Source organism: Actinokineospora baliensis, assembly GCF_016907695.1.
GTDB classification, from domain to species: domain Bacteria; phylum Actinomycetota; class Actinomycetes; order Mycobacteriales; family Pseudonocardiaceae; genus Actinokineospora; species Actinokineospora baliensis.
In genome coordinates this window covers 5889775-5907085 of sequence record NZ_JAFBCK010000001.1, presented here as the reverse complement: position 1 = coordinate 5907085, position 17311 = coordinate 5889775, and the positions used below count along the sequence as shown (strand labels likewise).

The 17311-nt window shown below is 71.8% G+C and carries 8 protein-coding genes; all 8 read left to right on the top strand.

What is annotated here, in order from left to right:
• Positions 1-21 precede the first annotated feature (21 nt).
• The 8 genes from JOD54_RS26270 (at position 22) to JOD54_RS26235 (ending at position 17311) form a co-directional block, all read left to right on the top strand.
• A complete protein-coding gene (locus JOD54_RS26270) occupies positions 22-366 on the top strand; it encodes an RNA polymerase-binding protein RbpA (RefSeq protein WP_204454225.1) in 345 nt (114 codons plus the stop codon).
• Between the two features lie 164 nt (positions 367-530).
• Positions 531-1124 carry an NIPSNAP family protein gene (locus JOD54_RS26265; protein WP_204454222.1) on the top strand — a complete coding sequence of 198 codons (594 nt, stop codon included), beginning with the start codon at positions 531-533 and terminating at the stop codon, positions 1122-1124.
• Positions 1125-1221: 97 nt separating this feature from the next.
• Positions 1222-1590, top strand: a complete 369-nt coding sequence (locus JOD54_RS26260; RefSeq protein ID WP_204454220.1) for a YciI family protein — start codon at positions 1222-1224, stop codon at positions 1588-1590.
• 7 nt (positions 1591-1597) lie between these two features.
• Positions 1598-2800 carry an RNA polymerase sigma factor gene (locus tag JOD54_RS26255; RefSeq protein WP_204454218.1) on the top strand — a complete coding sequence of 401 codons (1203 nt, stop codon included), beginning with the start codon at positions 1598-1600 and terminating at the stop codon, positions 2798-2800.
• Positions 2801-2812: 12 nt separating this feature from the next.
• Complete coding sequence (locus tag JOD54_RS26250; RefSeq protein ID WP_204454216.1) at positions 2813-3568, top strand: putative protein N(5)-glutamine methyltransferase; 756 nt, start codon at positions 2813-2815, stop codon at positions 3566-3568.
• Positions 3569-3737: 169 nt separating this feature from the next.
• Entirely contained in the window at positions 3738-5423 is a 1686-nt protein-coding gene (locus JOD54_RS26245; RefSeq protein ID WP_204454213.1) for a hypothetical protein, read from the top strand.
• Between the two features lie 512 nt (positions 5424-5935).
• Positions 5936-7087, top strand: a complete 1152-nt coding sequence (locus JOD54_RS26240) for an MFS transporter (protein WP_204454211.1) — start codon at positions 5936-5938, stop codon at positions 7085-7087.
• 36 nt (positions 7088-7123) lie between these two features.
• Positions 7124-17311, top strand: a complete 10188-nt coding sequence (locus JOD54_RS26235; protein ID WP_204454209.1) for a non-ribosomal peptide synthetase/type I polyketide synthase — start codon at positions 7124-7126, stop codon at positions 17309-17311.

The following is a 17311-nucleotide window of genomic DNA, read 5'->3' as shown; positions in this document are numbered from 1 at the left end:
GCCCAGTGAAAGGACACCGCTATGGCCGACCGTGTTCTCCGTGGTAGCAGGCTAGGTGCGGTCAGCTACGAGACTGACCGCAACCACGACCTGGCCCCCCGTCGTACGGTCCGGTACGCGTGCCCGAAGGGTCACGACTTCGAGGTGCCGTTCAGCGACGACGCCGAGGTCCCCTCGATCTGGGAGTGCAGGCTGCACGGCGCCGAATCCAAGATGATCGACGGGTCCGACCCCGAGCCCAAGAAGATCAAGCCGCCGCGCACCCACTGGGACATGCTCCTCGAGCGGCGCACCATCGCGGAGTTGGAGGACCTGCTCACCGAGCGCCTCACCGAGCTGCGCGGTCGCCGCAGCCGCACCGCCTGACCGACCACCCGAATCGACGGCCGCCCGGGACCCCCAGCCGGGCGGCCGTCCCCTGTCCCGAGCCGTCCGCGCGCCCGGTTCTGTCGGTGGCCCTCGCTAGGCTCGATCCGGGGGCTGCTCAACGCGGTTGATCATGTCGACCCCGACGACCGGGGAGGTCACCCGTGCTGGAGATCGTCGAACTGCGCCGCTACACCCTGCACCCGGGCAGGCGCGATGAGCTGATCGAGCTCTTCGAGCGGGAGTTCGTCGAGCCGCAGGCCGCCGTCGGGATGCCGGTCCTGGGCACCTTCCGCCAACCGTCCGAACCGGACCGGTTCACCTGGCTGCGCGGCTTCGCCGACCTGGCGGGCCGGGCGCCGTCGCTGACCGCGTTCTACTCAGGACCGGTCTGGGCCGCGCACCGCGACGCCGCCAACGCCACCATGATCGATTCCGACGACGTCCTGCTGCTGCGGCCGGTGCGCGGCGGGTTCCCCGGGCCGCGCGCCGAACCGGGGCCGGTGCGGATCAGCGTCCACCACTTCGACGCCCCGGCCGACGACCTCGCCGACCAGAGCCGGGACCCGCTGGTCCTGGCCACCCACCCCGGCCCGAACGAGTTCCCCGCCCTGCCGGTCCGCGAGGGTGAGCACGTGCTCGTCACGGTCTCCCTGGACACCGCCGTCCCGGCCACCCCGCCCACCTGGCGCGAGCGCGCGGTCCGGGAACCGGAGCACCTGCTGCTCGACCCGACGCCCACCTCGCGGCTGTGCTGAAATCGATCCGCCCGGGGATGTAGAGATCCCGCCCGCGGCCACGTCATGGGGGCGAGCGCGGCCGACGGCGCCGCGCCGGAGCACACCGGAGTCCACTGTGAAGTTCCTGCTCATCATGCAGATCAACAACGCCATCCTGGACGCGCTCACCGAGCAGGAGCGCGAGGCCGTGATGACCGGCCACCAGGCGTTCATCAAGGCCCTGCAGGAGTCCGGGGAGATGATCGGCACCCAGGCGCTCGGCGACCCGAGCACCAGCGTCACGGTGGCGGGCCGCGGCGGGGAGACCGTGGTGACCGACGGGCCGTTCGTGGAGGCCAAGGAGTACATGGGCGGCTACTACCTGGTCGACTGCGAGAGCAAGGAGCGCGCCGTCGAGTTGGCCGGGATGATCCCCGACGCGCGGATCGACGGCCTCGCGGTGGAGGTGCGGCCGGTGATGTTCTCCAGCGGCTTCGAGATGTGAGGTGCTGGTGACCCCGAGCGCGGTCGAGGACCTGCTGCGCGAGTGCGCGCCGCGGGTCCTCGGCGTGCTCGTGCGCCACCACGGGCGGTTCGACGCCTGCGAGGACGCGGTGCAGGAGGCCCTGCTGGCCGCGGTCACCGCTTGGCCGCGCGACGGGGTGCCGGACAACCCGACCGGCTGGCTGGTCACCGCGGCGGGCCGCAAGCTCACCGACCACTGGCGGTCCGAGAACGCCAGGCGTCGCCGCGAGGACGTCGTCGCCGCGCAGGCCGAGCTGCTGGTTCCCCTGGCCGCGGCCGAGGACGACACGCTGGAGTTGTTCTTCCTCTGCTGCCACCCCGACCTGAGCACCCCCTCGCAGATCGCGTTGACGCTGCGCGCGGTCGGCGGGCTCACCACCGCGCAGATCGCGGCGTCGTTCCTGGTCCCGGAAGCGACGATGGCGCAGCGGATCTCCCGCGCGAAGACCCGCCTGCGCGGGGAGGCGTTCCCGCGCGGCGGTGACCGCGCCCGCCTCGGCGCGGTGCTGCACGTCCTGTACCTGATCTTCACCGAGGGGCACACGGCCTCGTCCGGTCCGGACCTCAACCGCGCCGACCTCACTGCGGAGGCCATCAGGTTGACCCGCCTCGTGCACGGGCTCCTGCCCGACGACGGCGAGGTCACCGGTCTGCTGGCGCTGATGGTGCTCACCGAGTCCCGCCGCGCGGCCCGCACGACTGCGGACGGCGCGATGGTGCCGCTGGCCGAGCAGGACCGCTCGCTGTGGGACCGCGCCGCGATCACCGAGGGGGTCGCGCTGGTGACCGACACCCTGTCGCGGGCGCCGCTGGGGCCCTACCAGCTCCAGTCGGCCATCGCCGCGGTCCACGCCGAGGCCGCCGACACCGACTCGACCGACTGGGCGCAGATCCTGGTGCTCTACGACATCCTCGACCGCATCGCGCCGAACCCGATGGTCACGGTGAACCGGGCGGTGGCGCTCGCACAGGTGTCCGGCCCGCGCGCCGGGCTGGCGGTCCTGGACTCGCTGGCGGGCGACAAACGCGTCGACGGCCACCACCGGCTCGCCGCCGTCCGCGCGCACCTGCTGGAACTCGACGGCGACCTCGACGGCGCCAGGGAGTCCTACCGCCTCGCCGCCCGCGGCACGGCAAGCTTGCCCGAGCGGCGCTACCTGGAGGCCCGGGCGGACCGGGTCGGGCAGTAGGATCGGCCCACCATGGACGTTGTGCGTCGGCTGCGGGCCGCCGGTTGTGTTTTCGCCGAAGACGAGGCCCGGTTGCTGACCGAGGCCGCCGGATCCCCGGCCGAACTGGACGAACTGGTCGCAGCCAGGGTCGCCGGGGAGCCGCTGGAGCACCTGTTGGGCTGGGCCGAGTTCGCGGGACTGCGGGTCGCGGTGACACCCGGGGTGTTCGTGCCGAGGCGCCGCACGGAGTTCCTCGCCGAGCAAGCGGCCGCACTGTGCCAACCGGGCTCGGTAGTCCTGGACCTGTGCTGCGGCTGCGGTGCGATCGGCGCCGCCATATCCGCCGCGGTCCCCGGAATAGCGCTGCACGCCTCGGATGTGGACCCGGCCGCGGTGGCGTGCGCACGGCGCAACCTGCCCGCGGCTGAGGTGTACGAGGGAGACCTGTTCGAGCCGCTACCCCGGTCACTGCGCGGCGCGTTCGACGTGGTCGTCGCCAATGTCCCCTATGTACCGACCGACGAGATCGATTGGATGCCGGTGGAAGCCCGGCTGCACGAACCACTGTCTGCTTTGGACGGTGGCGCGGATGGCCTGCGGTTCCAGCGCTTGCTCGCCGGGGGAGCGGCGGAGTGGTTGCGGCCGGGTGGGTCGTTGCTGGTGGAGACGAGTGAGCGGCAGTCTCCGGTGTCGGTGGATGTGTTCGCGGGTGCGGGTTTCGCGGCCGAAGTGCGGGTGTGCGACGAGCGGGACTCGACGGTTGTGGTGGGTGTGCTGGCGGGCTGAGGGGCGCGGCTATCGGTCGAACAGCGGGCGGCCCCCTAACGGATTTCGGTTGCGGCCATTGGGATGACCCGGGTTCCGCGGGTTCGCGGCGCGCGATAGGAATGCGCTGACCGATCGAGTCCCCCGGCCGGGGCGCGATCACCGGCTCCCCCGAACGAGGAGTTCCTTGGTGCGCAGATTCCTGTTCTCGGCCACCGCGACCATCGCCTTGCTCCTGTCCGTCCTCCCGGCGGCGGCCGCGCCCGCCGCCGACGTCAACGCCGGTGTCCAGCCGTTGGACGGCACCGCGAAGGTCGTCACCATCGCCACGGCGGGCAACACCGCCTACACGACGTTCACCGGGTCGGCCAACCAGCGGCTGATCATCCAGGCGAGCGACGCCTCGCCGGTCTTCGGCTGTTGTGCCGTCAGCTGGTGGGTCGCCAAGGCCGACGGCACGCGGGTGAGTTCGAACGGCTGGGCAACCGCCGCGGTCGAGACGACCTTGCCCGCCGCGGGCGCCTACAAGGTGGTGATCGATCCGGACGGCACGCTGACCGGGTCGATCACCTTGCGGGCGTGGACCGTGCCCGCCGATCTGGACGCCGGGGCGCTCGCGCTCACCGGCGCCCAGAAGACCGTCACCATCACCCAACCGGGCCGCAACGCCTTCGTCAGCTTCGCGGGCACCGCCAACCGGCGCGTGCTGTTCAAGGCGACCACGGCGATCGTCAACGTGGAGTGGCGGCTCTACAGCCCGACCGGTGTCCAGATCGGCGGGACGATGCACGAGACGACCGTGCTGGAGTTGGTCCTGCCCGCGACCGGCACCTACAAGGTCGTCGTCGACCCGCAGCGCGTGTTGACCGGGTCGCTCACCCTGGCCGCGTGGGACGAGCAGCCGCAGGTGGACGCGGGGCCGCTGACCCTCGGCGGCACCGCGAAGACGGTCACCATCGGCAGGCCGGGCGGCACGACCGCCATCACGGTCACCGGCACCGCCGGGCAGCGGCTGATCCTGGAGGCCTCGGGCGGCGAGGCGGTCTTCGGCTGCTGCTGGCTGTACTGGACGATCTTCGGCCCCGACGGGTCCGTGGTCAGCCAGCACATCGGCGACGACGTGCCCGAACTGACGCTGGCCACGAGCGGCACCTACAAGGTCGTGTTCGACCCGGACGCCGACCGCACCGGCGCCCTCACCCTGCGCGGCTGGGTCGTGCCCGCCGACCTCAACGCGGGCGCTCACGTCCTCACCGGCGCCCCGCGCACGCTGACCTTCACCGGTCCGGGCCAGAACGGGTACACCACCCTCGCCGCCACCGCGGGCCAGCACATCCTGATCGAGACCAGCCAGGTGTCGGCCAGCTACGGCTGCTGCTTCGTGCGGTGGCGGCTGGTCGCTCCGGACGGGTCGCGCCCGTTGGACTGGGCCCGCCACAACGGGGCGAACATCCAGCTGAGGGTTCCGCAGACCGGCACCTACCGGGTGGAGTTCGACCCGCAGGACACCCGGGTCGGGTCCATCACCGTGCAGGCGTGGACCGTGGCCGCCACCGACCTCGACCTCGGGGTCCTGCCGGTCGACGGCACCGCCAAGGTGATCACCCTGACCGAGCCGGGCCGCAACGCCTTCCTCACCTTCTCCGGCACCGCTGGCAGCCGGGTGCGCATCGCCAGCAGCGACGCGTCCCCGCAGTTCCAGCGCGCGGGCCTGCTGTGGCGGGTGTTCGCCCCCAACGGGACCCAGCTCGATAGCAACCAGTGGGTCGACTGGACCACCGACTTCTCCTTGCCGCAGACCGGCACCTACAAGATCACGCTCGACGCGGTCGGCGGTCTCACCGGTACGCTGACCCTGCGCGCCACGCGGCTGTGACCCGAGCGCACCGCCCCGTGCTGGTGCGGGGCGGTGCGCGTTGTCGTTACCCGGAAAACCGGCACCGGTGGTGAATCCCGAGTCGGTGAAATGTCCACCGGAGTTGTCCGCCGAGTGCATTTCGACCGTACTCGCCCGGTGCGCGCGGCCGATTCGACGAACCGCATTCGGCTCAATGCCCGCGAATGCCGAGGCCGTGTCGGACCGGTGCGCCTGAATGGGTGAAACAATGGCGTCCGATCGACGTCGGTCGGGATACCACGGATAACCGCCGGGCGCACGCGATAGTCGGCGAAACTTCCCATCGGGATGGTCCACTTGGCGGCGTTGTCCGTTCTCGCGGCAGTTTCGCGGCGGGCATCGTCACACGTTCGCCGATGTCGACAGCCGATGACGGCGCTGTTACATTGACCGCGGTCGGCGCCGCTTTGGGGGCTTCTGGTGTTAGCGATGGCGGTCTCATGGTGAACGCGCGGATCGCGACCCGGCGTGCCGGTGGAATCCCGCTGCTGGTGAGCGGATACGCCATCTCCTCGTACGGCAACTACCTGAACATCATCGCGCTGAGCCTTTTCACCTACGAGGTCACCCGCAGCCCCATCGGCATCGGCCTGGTCATGTCGTTGCGCTTGGCGGCCGGGGTCTGCGCGGCGCCGATCGCGGGCAGGCTGGCCGGTCGCCTCGACCGGCGGCGGATGATGCTGGCCGCCGACTTCGCCCAGTTGGCCGCGATGGTGGTGCTGGCGGTCGGCGCCGCGGCGCGGTCGGTGGTGCTGCTGGCGTGCGTCGTCGTCGTGCTCGGTGCGGGCAACACCACCTTCCTGGTGGCGATGCGCACCGCGGTACCCCAGTTGTTCGGCCAGGACGAGCGGGTGCGGGTCACCGGCCTGCTGGTCACGGTGCGCTCGCTGGCCGCGGTGGGCGGGTTCGCCTCGGCGGGCATCGTGATCGGCACCGGCGGGTTCGAGGTGGCGTTCCTGCTCAACGCGGCCAGCTTCGTCGCCTCCGCGGTCGCGCTGGTGCTGCTCGGGCGGGTCATCGCCGACCGGGGTGCGCCCGGGGGAGCGGCAGTGGACGCCGCGCCGGGCACCCGGATCCGGCTGCTGGGGGTCGTGGCGCCCGCGGTGCTGGCCATGGTGGTCGTGCGCGGGGTCGACGCGCTGAGTTCGTCCTCGCACAACATCGCGCTGCCGGTGTTCGCCGCCTCGGCCGATCCGGCCAGGCCCGCGACGGTCATGGCGCTGTTCTGGTCGGCGTGGGCGCTGGGCATCGTGCTCGCGCACCTGGTGCTGACCAGGTGGCGGCGGATCGAGCCGGGAGCCCGGGCGTTCGCCATCGGGACCTGCGTCATGTCGGTGTCGTTCGCGCTGGCCTTCGTCGACACCACCCTGGTGCTGGTGTGCGCGTCGGCGCTGGTGGCCGGGCTGGCCGAGGGCTTCGCCGAGATCACCTACACCGCGCGGCTGCAGGCCGAGCCCGACCACCTGCGCGGGCGGCTGTTCGGGTTGTCCGCCACCGCCGAGACCTCGGGGTTCGCGCTGGGCATGGTCGCCAGCGCCGCGGCGCTGGAGGTCGCCGCGCCCGCGGTGGTCGTCGCCGCCTTCCACGGCCTCGCGGTCGCCGCGGCACTGGCGTTCCTGGTTTTCGCGGTCGCCCGCCGGTAGTCGGCGGGTCGGGCACACACGGGTGGAGGGGCAGACATGGGGGACCAGCCTGAGCGGGCGGGCGACGCCGAGCCGACCACGGTCGCGGGGGCGCTGCTGCGGGCCGCGCGGACCTGGCCGCACGCCGGTGTGGTGACCGTGCGGCCGGACGGGTCCAGTGCGCTGACCACCTACCCGGAGCTGCTGCGCCGGGCCCAGGTCCTGCTCGGTGGCCTGCGCGCCCGTGGTGTCGGTCAGGGTGATCACGTCGTGCTGTGCGGGTTGCCCCTGCAGGACTTCTTCCCGGCGCTGTGGGCCTGCGTGTTGGGCGGCATCGTCCCGGCGGCCATCGCCGAACCGCCGGAGTCCGGGGCGCTCGACCGGCTCCGGCACACCTGGCGGCTGCTCGGTGAACCCCTCGTCGTCGCCGCCGGACCGATCCCGGCCATGGCGGGCGCGCGGGTGTCCACTGTGGAGCAGTTGAGCACTGGGGAACCGGACGAACTGGTCGCGGCGGCGGACGGCGACGTGCTGCTCATGCTGTCGTCGGGGAGCACCGGCGCGCCCAAGGCCGCCCGGTTGACCGGGCGCGGACTGCTCAAGTTCGCCACGAGTTCCCAGCGGATCCTGGACTTCCGCCCGGACGAGGTGTGCCTGAACTGGCTGCCCGTCGACCACAGCGGAGCGCTGCTGATCTACCACTGGCTGCCGGTGTTCGCGGGCCTCACCAACGTCCACGCGCCGACCGGGTACGTCGTCGACGAGCCGGGCCGGTGGCTGGACCTGCTGGAGTCGCACCAGGTCAACCACACCTGGTCGCCCACGTTCGGCTTCCGGCTCGCCGCCGACGCGCCTCGGGGGAGCAGGGACTTCTCCGCGGTGCGGACCGTGCTGTGCGGCGGTGAGCAGGTCACCGTGCCGGTCGTGGAGAGCTTCCTCGACGCCACCGGGATCGAGCCCGCGGCGGTGCGCCCGTCGTGGGGGATGGCCGAGACCGTCACGGCCATCACCTTCGGCCGGTGGACGGACCCCGGCTCGGTGCACCACATCGCCAAGTCCAGCCTCGGCGGCGACCTCGTGCCCGCGACGACCGCCGAGGACAGCGTCACCTTCGTCGCCGTCGGGCCGCCCGCGCCGGAGACCGAACTGCTGGTCGTCGACCACGACGGAACCCCCGTCGTCGACCGGATCGGGCGGCTGCGGATCCGGTCACCCCGGATCACCCCGGGCTACCACGGCGATCCGGCTCCGGTGGTCGACGCCGACGGCTGGTTCGACACCGGCGACATGGCGTTCCTCGCCCACGGCCAACTGGTGATCACCGGCCGCACCCAGGACGTCATCGTCCTCAACGGGGCCAACCACTTCGCGCACGTCATCGAGGAGGCGGTCCTCGCGGTGCCCGGCGCCGGTGCCGTCGCCGTCTGCGGGATCCCCGACGCCGCGACCGGAACCGAGACCCTGGCCGTGTTCCACACCGGCGGGGCGGGCGTTGAGGGCGCGATCCGCAAGGCGCTCTACAGTGGACTCCACCTCACCGCGGGCCACATCGTGCCGATGGCAGCTGAGGACTTCCCGCGCACCCCGTCGGGCAAGGTCCGCCGCGGCGAACTGCGCGATCGGCTGATCGCCGCGCTCGACACCCCACTTGACGTCGCTGCGGTCGTCGCCCGGGCTGTCGCCGAGGTCGTCGGGCACCCGGTGCCCGACGAGAAGCCCTTCTACGAAGCGGGTTTGACCTCGGTCGCCGTCGTGCGGTTGCGGACCCGGCTCGAACGCGAACTCGGGCGGACGATCCCGCACACGGTGTTCTTCGAGTACCCGTCCACCGCCGCGCTCGTCGAGCACCTGACCGCAGGTGAGTCCACTGTGGTCCCGCCGCAGGCCACCGCGCCCGCTGAGGACAACCGGATTGCCGTCGTCGGGATGGCACTGCGCTTCCCCGGCGCGGCAACGCCCGAGGAGTTCTGGCAGGTGCTGAGGTCGGGCACCAGCGCCATCCGCCGGTTCACCGACGCCGAGGCGGCAGCGGCCGGTGTCGCACCGCAGCGGATCGCCGACCCGACCCGGGTGCCCGCCATCGGTGCGATCGACGACCTCGACGCGTTCGACGCCGAGTTCTTCGGGATGACGCCCCAAGAGGCTCGGCTCACCGATCCGGCGCAACGTCTGTTCCTCCAGTGCTGCTACCACGCCCTTGAAGACGGTGGCTACGCGACGACCGAACCCGGCACGGCGGTGGGCGTGTACGCGGGCTCCGGCATGAACCTCTACGGCCACCAAAGCGGTCCCGCCGCCGTCCACCCGGACGATGCCATGCAGGCCACGCTGGGGTCGCAGCCGGATTTCCTGGCCACCCGCGTCGCCTACCGACTTGGTCTCACCGGACCGGCGATCGCCGTGCAGACCGCGTGTTCGACCTCCCTGGTCGCCATCCACCTGGCGTCCCAGGCGCTTCTCGCGGGTGAGACCGACCTCGCGCTGGCGGGAGCCGCGGCGGTGTTCCCGCACCAGGAGGCGGGATACCTGCACCAGAGGGGATCCATCCTGTCCGCGACCGGCAACTGCCTCCCGTTCGACGCCAAGGCCGACGGCACCGTCGGCGGCAACGGGGTCGCCGCCGTGCTGCTCAAGCGGCTGGACCGGGCCCTGGCCGACGGCGACACCGTGCACGCGGTGATCCTCGGCTCCGCCATCAACAACGACGGCGCGGGCAAGGTCGGCTTCGCCGCTCCCAGCGTCACGGGCCAGGTCGACGTCATTCGCCGAGCCCTGCGCAAGGCAGGTGTGCCAGGATCGTCCCTGTCCTATGTGGAGGCACATGGCACCGGGACCGAACTGGGCGACCCGGTCGAGTTCACCGCGCTGTCCCGGGCCCTGGGTGCCGACGGCGCCAGCGGGTGCGCCTTGGGTTCGGTGAAGGGCAACGTCGGTCACCTCGACAGCTGCGCGGGTATGGCAGGCCTGATCAAGACCGTCCTGGTGCTGCGGCACCGGGAGGTCGTCCCCACCGCCGGTCTTACCACCCCGAACCCGGCCCTGCCGCTCGACGGCAGCCCGTTCGAGCTGGCCACCTCCGTGCGCCCGTTGACCGCGGACGGACCGTTGCGGGCTGGGGTGAGCGCGCTCGGCGTCGGTGGCACCAACGCCCACGTCATCCTCGAAGAGGCACCCGTGGGGCTCTCGCGACCGAGCGGTGACCGGTCTGTCGTGGTCCCCGTCTCAGGGCGTGACCAGCGCGGGCTCGACGAGGCGCTGCAGCGATTGCGGGCGCATCTCGCGGCCAACCCCGACCTGCGGGCGGACGACGTCGCGGCCACCATGGCGATCGGCCGCGGCCACCACAGCCACCGAGCCGTCCTGATCGGCTCAACCGCAGCCGAGTTGGCGGCGTCGCGCGAACCGGCGGACGCGACACCGGGGACGGAGTTGGTGTTCGCGTTCTCCGGCCAGGGCAGCGCCCGTAGAGGCATGGCCCGCGACCTCTACCACGCCTTCCGCGTCTTCCGTGACGTGCTCGACGAGTGCGAACAGGTCGAACCGGGTGTGGTCGCCCCGATGCTCACCGGCAATGGCACCGAGGTGTGGCCGACGGAACTGGCGCAACCCGCCCTGTTCGTGTTCGAGGTTGCCCTAGCGCGCCTGTGGGAGAGCCTGGGCGTGCACCCCGACATCGTCGCGGGGCACAGTCTCGGCGAGTACGCGGCGCTCTGCGTCGCGGGCGGAATCGACCTCGCGGACGGGGTGCGGCTCACCGCGGCGCGTGGGCGTGAGTTCGCGCGGCTGCCCGAGGGCGGAATGCTCGCCGTGCGCATGGACCTTGAGGCGGCGCAGCGGCTTGCGGAAGCGGCGGGCGTCGAGGTCGCGGCGATCAACGCACCCGATTCCGTTGTCCTCGCGGGCTCGGTGGCCGGGTTGGAGCGGGCTGAGCAGTTGCTCAGCGGCGTTCGCCACCGCAGGCTCGCCGTCGACCGGGCGTTTCACACCAGTGCGCTGGACCCGGCGCTGGAGGCGTTGCGCGAGCTCGCCGCCCCCACCCCGACGCACCCGATCCGCACACCGCTGCTGAGCGGGCTCGACGGGCGGTCGCGGCCACGCAGCTGGCGGCCGGACGCCGACTACCTGGTGCGCCAGGCCAGGGAAGCGGTCCGGTTCGACCTCGTCGTGTCCGACCAGCCCGGTCGGGACTGGCTGGAGGTCGGCCCCGGCGGAGTCCTCGCCGCCACGGCCGCGCATGGCAGGTGGCTGCCGACCCAGCGGCACGGGGTCGACCCGATCACCGCGCTGTGCGAGGCCGTCGGCGCGCTCTACCTCAGAGGAGTGGACATCGACTGGCGCCCGATCACCGACGGCCAGCGGGTTCCGTTGCCCGGGTACCCGTTCGCCCGAACCGTTTTCCCGGTTGGTGCCCCGGTTCCGGTCGACACCGTGATCCTGGTCGACACCGTGCAGGAGGTTCCCTTGCCCGTGGTCCAGCAGGGGGCGCCCGCGGCGCTCAGCGGGGTTCGTGACCTCGTGGCGAAGGCCCTCGGAGTCGAACCGGACGCGGTGTCGCCGGACCGCTCCTTCCTGGAGATGGGCGCCGACTCGTTGTCGCTCATGGGGTTGACCAGGGAGCTCGAGCGGGTGTTCGACTTGCGCGTGCCCGTCCGCGACCTGTTCGCCGACGTGGACACCCCCGGCAAGCTGGCCGCGCTCGTCACACCCAAGCAGGTACCTGTCGCCGCTGTGGTTCCCCCCGTCGCTGCTCCGGTGTCGACTGTCGAGGTGCCGGAGGGGCTGCGGGAGGTGGTGAGCCACCAGTTGCGGGTGAGCGAGCGCCTCGTCGATCTGATGGAGCGCCAGTTCGCGCTGCTGTCCGGCGCTCCCCAGCCCGTCGCGGCACCGCAGCCTCTCACGCCACCGCAGCTCACTGCCCCGGTTCGGGCCGCGGTGCCGGTTCAGGAGCCGACCACCGCTGCTGTTCGGCCCGCGCCGCAGCCGGTTCTCCCGTCGACCGCGCGCTGCGACTTCAGCCTCTACTTCTTCGGTGACTACCCCGAGAACCAGAGCGCCGACAAGTACCGGCTGATCAACGCCGCCACGGAGTTCGGCGACGAGCACGGCTTCCACGCGGTGTGGTTGCCCGAGCGGCACTTCCACTCCTTCGGCGCGCTGTTCCCCAACCCGTCGGTCCTCGCCGCCTCCCTCGCCGCGCGCACCACCAGCATCCGCCTGCACGCGGGATCCGTCGTGCTGCCGCTGCACAACCCGATCCGGGTCGCCGAGGAATGGTCCGTTGTGGACAACATCTCGGGTGGTCGAGTGGGTCTGTGCGTGGCGAGCGGGTGGCACGCCGGTGATTTCGCTTTGGCACCGGAGAACTTCGGCCGCCACCGCGAACTCGTGTACGACCAGCTGGAGACCGTCCGTCAACTGTGGACCGGGGCCGCGGTCAAGGCGACCTCCGGATCCGGCGACGCGATAGAGGTACGTCTACACCCCAGGCCGATCCAGCCCATGCCGCCGCTGTACGTCGCGGTGGTCGGCAACCCGGAGAGCTACCGGCGCGCCGCCCGAGAAGGTCTGGGGGTGGTCACCAACCTGATGGCGCAGAGCCTGGACCAGCTCGCCGAGAACATCGCGCTCTACCGGCGGACCCGCGCCGAGCACGGCCTCGACCCCGCGGCTGGTCGCGTCGTGGTCCTGGTGCACACCTACCTGGGTGCCGACGCCGACCAAGCCCGCGCCGAGGCGTACCAGCCGTTCAACGATTACCTGCGGTCGTCGCTGTCGCTGTTCGACCAGGTGACCAACAGCCTCGGGCTGGACATCGACCTGGACAACACACCGGCTGACGACGTCGAGTTCATGCTGGAACAGGCGTACCGCCGCTACTGCGAATCCCGTGCGCTCATCGGAAGTCCCGCCACCGCCGCAGGCGTCGTCGACCGGCTGGTGGCCGCGGGCGCTGACGAGATCGCGGCGTTCGTCGACTTCGGCGTACCCGCTGACCGCGTGCTCGACTCCCTCCCGCTCCTCAATGGACTCCGCCAGCGCTACCAGGAGCGGGACCTGCCGCTGTCGCCCGCGCAGTTGCGGATCTGGTTGCTGGAACGCCTGCACCCGGGGCAAACCACCTACCACGAACCGAAGGGCATACTCCTCGAAGGTCCGCTCGACGTGGCCGCGTTCACCGGTGCGCTGCGGTGGGCGGTCAACCGGCAACCCGAGCTGCGGGTCGTGTTCGAGGAACGCGACGGGCAGCCCCGGCGCGTCCCGCTCGCGTCGGTCGACCTCGACTGCCCTGTGGTGGACCGGATCGGCGGCGACCCGCACGCGGTCATCCAGGAACTGCTCGCCGGTGCGACCGAACAGACCTTCGACCTCACCGAGGCCCCGCTGGTGACCGCCCGCCTCGCCCGGCTCGGGGACGACCGGCACCTGCTTTTCATGCTGGCCCACCACATCGTCTTCGACTCGTCGTCGACCGCTGTGCTGGTCCAGGACATCGCCGCCGCCTACCGGTCCTGGCCGCACCCGCCCGCGTTGCCGCCGCTGCGGATCCGCGAACCCGAGGTCGTCGACCAGGAGGCGGTCGAGCGGGACCTGGAGTTCTGGCGCGGTGAACTCGCGGACCTGCCGCAGGCCCCGCTGCTGGGCGACCGGCCCCGTCCGGCGACCCGTACCGGCGAGGGCGCGTCGCTGACCTGGGAGTTCGGCGGTGACGTGCGCACCGGGCTCGGCGAGGTCGGCGCCCGGCACCGGGCCACGCCGTTCATGGCCGTCCTCGGCGCGGTGGCGGTGGTGCTGGGGCGCTTCGGCGGTCAGACCGACGTCGTCGTCGGCACCCCGGTGGCCAACCGACCGCTCGGCGCCGAGAACGAGGTCGGCCTGTTCCTCGACACCGTCGTGCTGCGCACCGACCTGTCCGGCGACCCGTCGTTCGGATCCTTGTTGCAGCAGGTCAGGACCCGGACGGCAGATGCGTACGACCACCGGGCCGCGCAGTTCGACGAGCTGGTCGCCGCGATCAACCCCGACCGCGACCCCGGCGCGAACCCGCTGTTCCAGGTGATGGTGGAGTTCGAGAACGAGGCGGGGGTGCAGTTCGCGCCGCCGGAGCTGACCGCCCGGCTGCTGGACGTGCCCAGCGACCGCGCACCATTCGACCTGACCCTGTACTTCACCCAGCACCGCGACGGGCTGCGCTGCATGGTCGAGTACGACACCGCGCTGTTCGACGAGTCGACCGTCGCGCGGCTGCTCGGCTACCTCGAACAGGTCCTGCGAGCGGCGATCCGCGACTCCGACGCGGCCGTTTCCGCGCTCACCTCGATGGTGCCCAGTGACCAAGCGCTGGTCGAGCGGTGGCAGGGCGCGTGGGCGCCGGAGCCGGATCTGTGCCTGCACCAGTTGGTGGAGCGGCAGGTCGCGCGGACACCGGGCGCGGTGGCGTTGGTGGCGGGCGACCGCGAGATCACCTACCGGGAGCTGGACACGCGGGCCGCGCAGGTGGCGCACCGGGTGAGCGGCCGGTTCGTGGCGGTGCTGCTGCCCAGGGGGCCCGAGCTGATCTCGGCGGTGTTGGGTGTGCTCAAGAGCGGATCGGCCTACCTGCCGCTGGATCCTGCCCTGCCGACCGCGCGGTTGAGCATGCTCGTCGCCGACAGCGGAGCGCTGGTGCTGGTCACCGACCGGACCACGCTGGCGGCGCACCCCGGGTTGGCCGCAGAGCGGGTGGTGTTCGTCGAGGACATTGTGGACGGACCGGTCGGCGAGCTGCCCGTTGTCAGCCCGCTGGATCCGGCGTACTGCATCTACACCTCCGGGTCGTCCGGGCGGCCCAAGGGCGTGGTCGTGCCGCACCGCGGACCGGTGAACCTGATCCGGTGGCACCTGGAGACGTTCAAGCCCGCGAGGACCGCGCAGTGGACGTCGCTGTCATTCGACGTCAGCGTGCAGGAGGTGTTCACCACGCTCGCTTCTGGTGCCGCGCTGGTCCTGGTGGACGAGCAGGACCGGCACGACTTGGCCGCTGTGGTCGCCGAGCACGCGGTCGAGCGGCTCTTCCTGCCGTACACGCCGTTGAAGTACCTGGTGGAATCCGGGCCGTCGCTGCCGTCGCTGCGCGAGGTGTTCTCGGCGGGGGAGCAGTTGGTGCTGACCCCGGCCCTGCGCGAGTTCTTTGGCGAGCGGTCGGATCGCTTGCTGTACAACCAGTACGGGCCGACAGAGACCTCGATCATCGTCACCTCGCACCGGGTGGACATCGCGGGCCCGGCCCGGCCCGCGATCGGCGGGCCGATCCCCGGGGTGCGGATCCGCGTGGTCGACCCGCGCGGGCACGACGTGCCGGTGGGGGCGGTCGGGGAGCTCGAAGTCGGCGGGTTCGCGGTGGCCGACGGGTACCTCGGGGTCGACTCACCGGCCTTTGTGGAGGGTGCGTACCGGACCGGCGACCTGGGCCGGTGGCGGTCGGACGGGGTGGTCGAGTACGTCGGCAGGCGCGACGGGCAGGTGAAGATCCGCGGGCACCGGGTGGAGCCCGCGGAGGTGGAAGTGGTGCTGGCGGGCCTGTCCGGGGTGCGCGACGCCGCGGTGGTGGTCCGGCGGGACGCGCACGGGGAGCGGGAACTCGTCGCGTACGTGGTCCCGACGACACTGTCCATCAAGGAACTGGAGAGCCGACTGGGCGAGTCGCTGCCCGAGTACCTCGTTCCGCGCCAGTGGGTGCGGCTGGACCGGTTGCCGTTCACGGTGAACGGCAAACTCGACCACGCGCGGCTACCCGCCCCCTCGACCGAGGCGGTGGCCGCCGACACCCCGGAGACCGAGCTGGAGCGGTCGCTGCACGACGCCTGGTGCGCCGAGCTCGGCGTGTCGGCGGTGCCGGTCACGCGGTCGTTCTTCGAGCTCGGCGGCCACTCGCTCGGCGCGGTCCGGCTGGTCAACCGGCTCGCCCGCGACCACGACGTCCGGCTGTCGATGACCGAGTTCTTCCGCAACCCGACCATCCGCGCTGTGGCGGGCCTGCTGTCGCGTGTGGACACCCGGCCGATGCCAGCGCCGATGTGGCGGATGTGGCGCAAGGGCCAGGTGGTGGGGAACCCGGCGGTGTTCACCATCGCCTCCCGCGTCGACATCACCGGCCACCTGGACGTTCCCGCGCTGATCAGAGCCATCGAAGAGGTGGTCGCCCGGCACCAGGCGTTCCGGCTGCGGCCGGTCGCGGGCGGGGAGGTCGTGGTGCTCGACGCGGTGCCGGTCGCGGTACCCGTGCTCGAGTTCGACTCCTCGGACGACCTCGACCGGTGGTGCCGCGAGGTCGCCGACACCTCGTTCGACCTGATGTCGGCGCCGCTGTTCCGGTTCGGCCTCGGCAGGCTGGCCGATCGGTGGACGCTGATGGTCGCCGTGCACCACTGCATCAGCGACGCCTGGTCGCACGGCGTGATGTGGCGTGAGCTCGCGGCGCTGTACGCGGGGGAGTCGTTGGACCCGGCGCCCGCGTACCTGGAGGTGATGGCGGCGAGGCAGGCCGACGCGGATCGTCGGCGAAACGAGCTGGAACGCTTCTGGCGCACGGAGTTGGCCGATGTCCCGCTGCGCGTCGGCTTGCCGACCGACCGCCCGCGCAGCGGCACCTTGTCCGGCCGTGGTGGTCTCTCCCATGTGGACATCGACGACGTCATGCCCTTTGTGCGTGACCGCGCGACCGCGCACGGCAGCACCCCGGCGGTGGTCCTGGCGAGCGCTGTGGCCGTCTGGATCGGCGAACTCGCCGCCCGCACCGACATCGTCATGGCCACGTCGAGCACCAACCGCCTGCACCCCGACCTCGACCCGGTGATCGGCTCCGTCGGCGAGGGCGTTCTGCTGCGCGCGCGGCTGACCCCGGACTTCGCCACCCTCGTCACCACCGTCGGCGACGCGATCTACCGAGCCCTCGACCACCAAGACCTGCCCCTGGTGGAGGTCTCGCGCCTGGTCGACCCCACCATCACCATCGAAACCCCCCACCCCGACGTCTACTTCACCATCGTCACCACCCCGCCTGCCGCGCTGCCACTCGCAGGCGCCTCGTGCACGATCCGCGCGCTCGCCCACCCGGGGATGGCCAGGACGGAGCTGTACGTGGTGCTCGTGCCGGGGCAGGACTCGCTGTCGGTGGTCGTGGAGTACTCGACGGACCTGTTCGACGAGTCGACGATCACGGGGTGGTTGGCCCGCTTGGAATCGACCCTGCGGGAGTTGCCCGCCTGA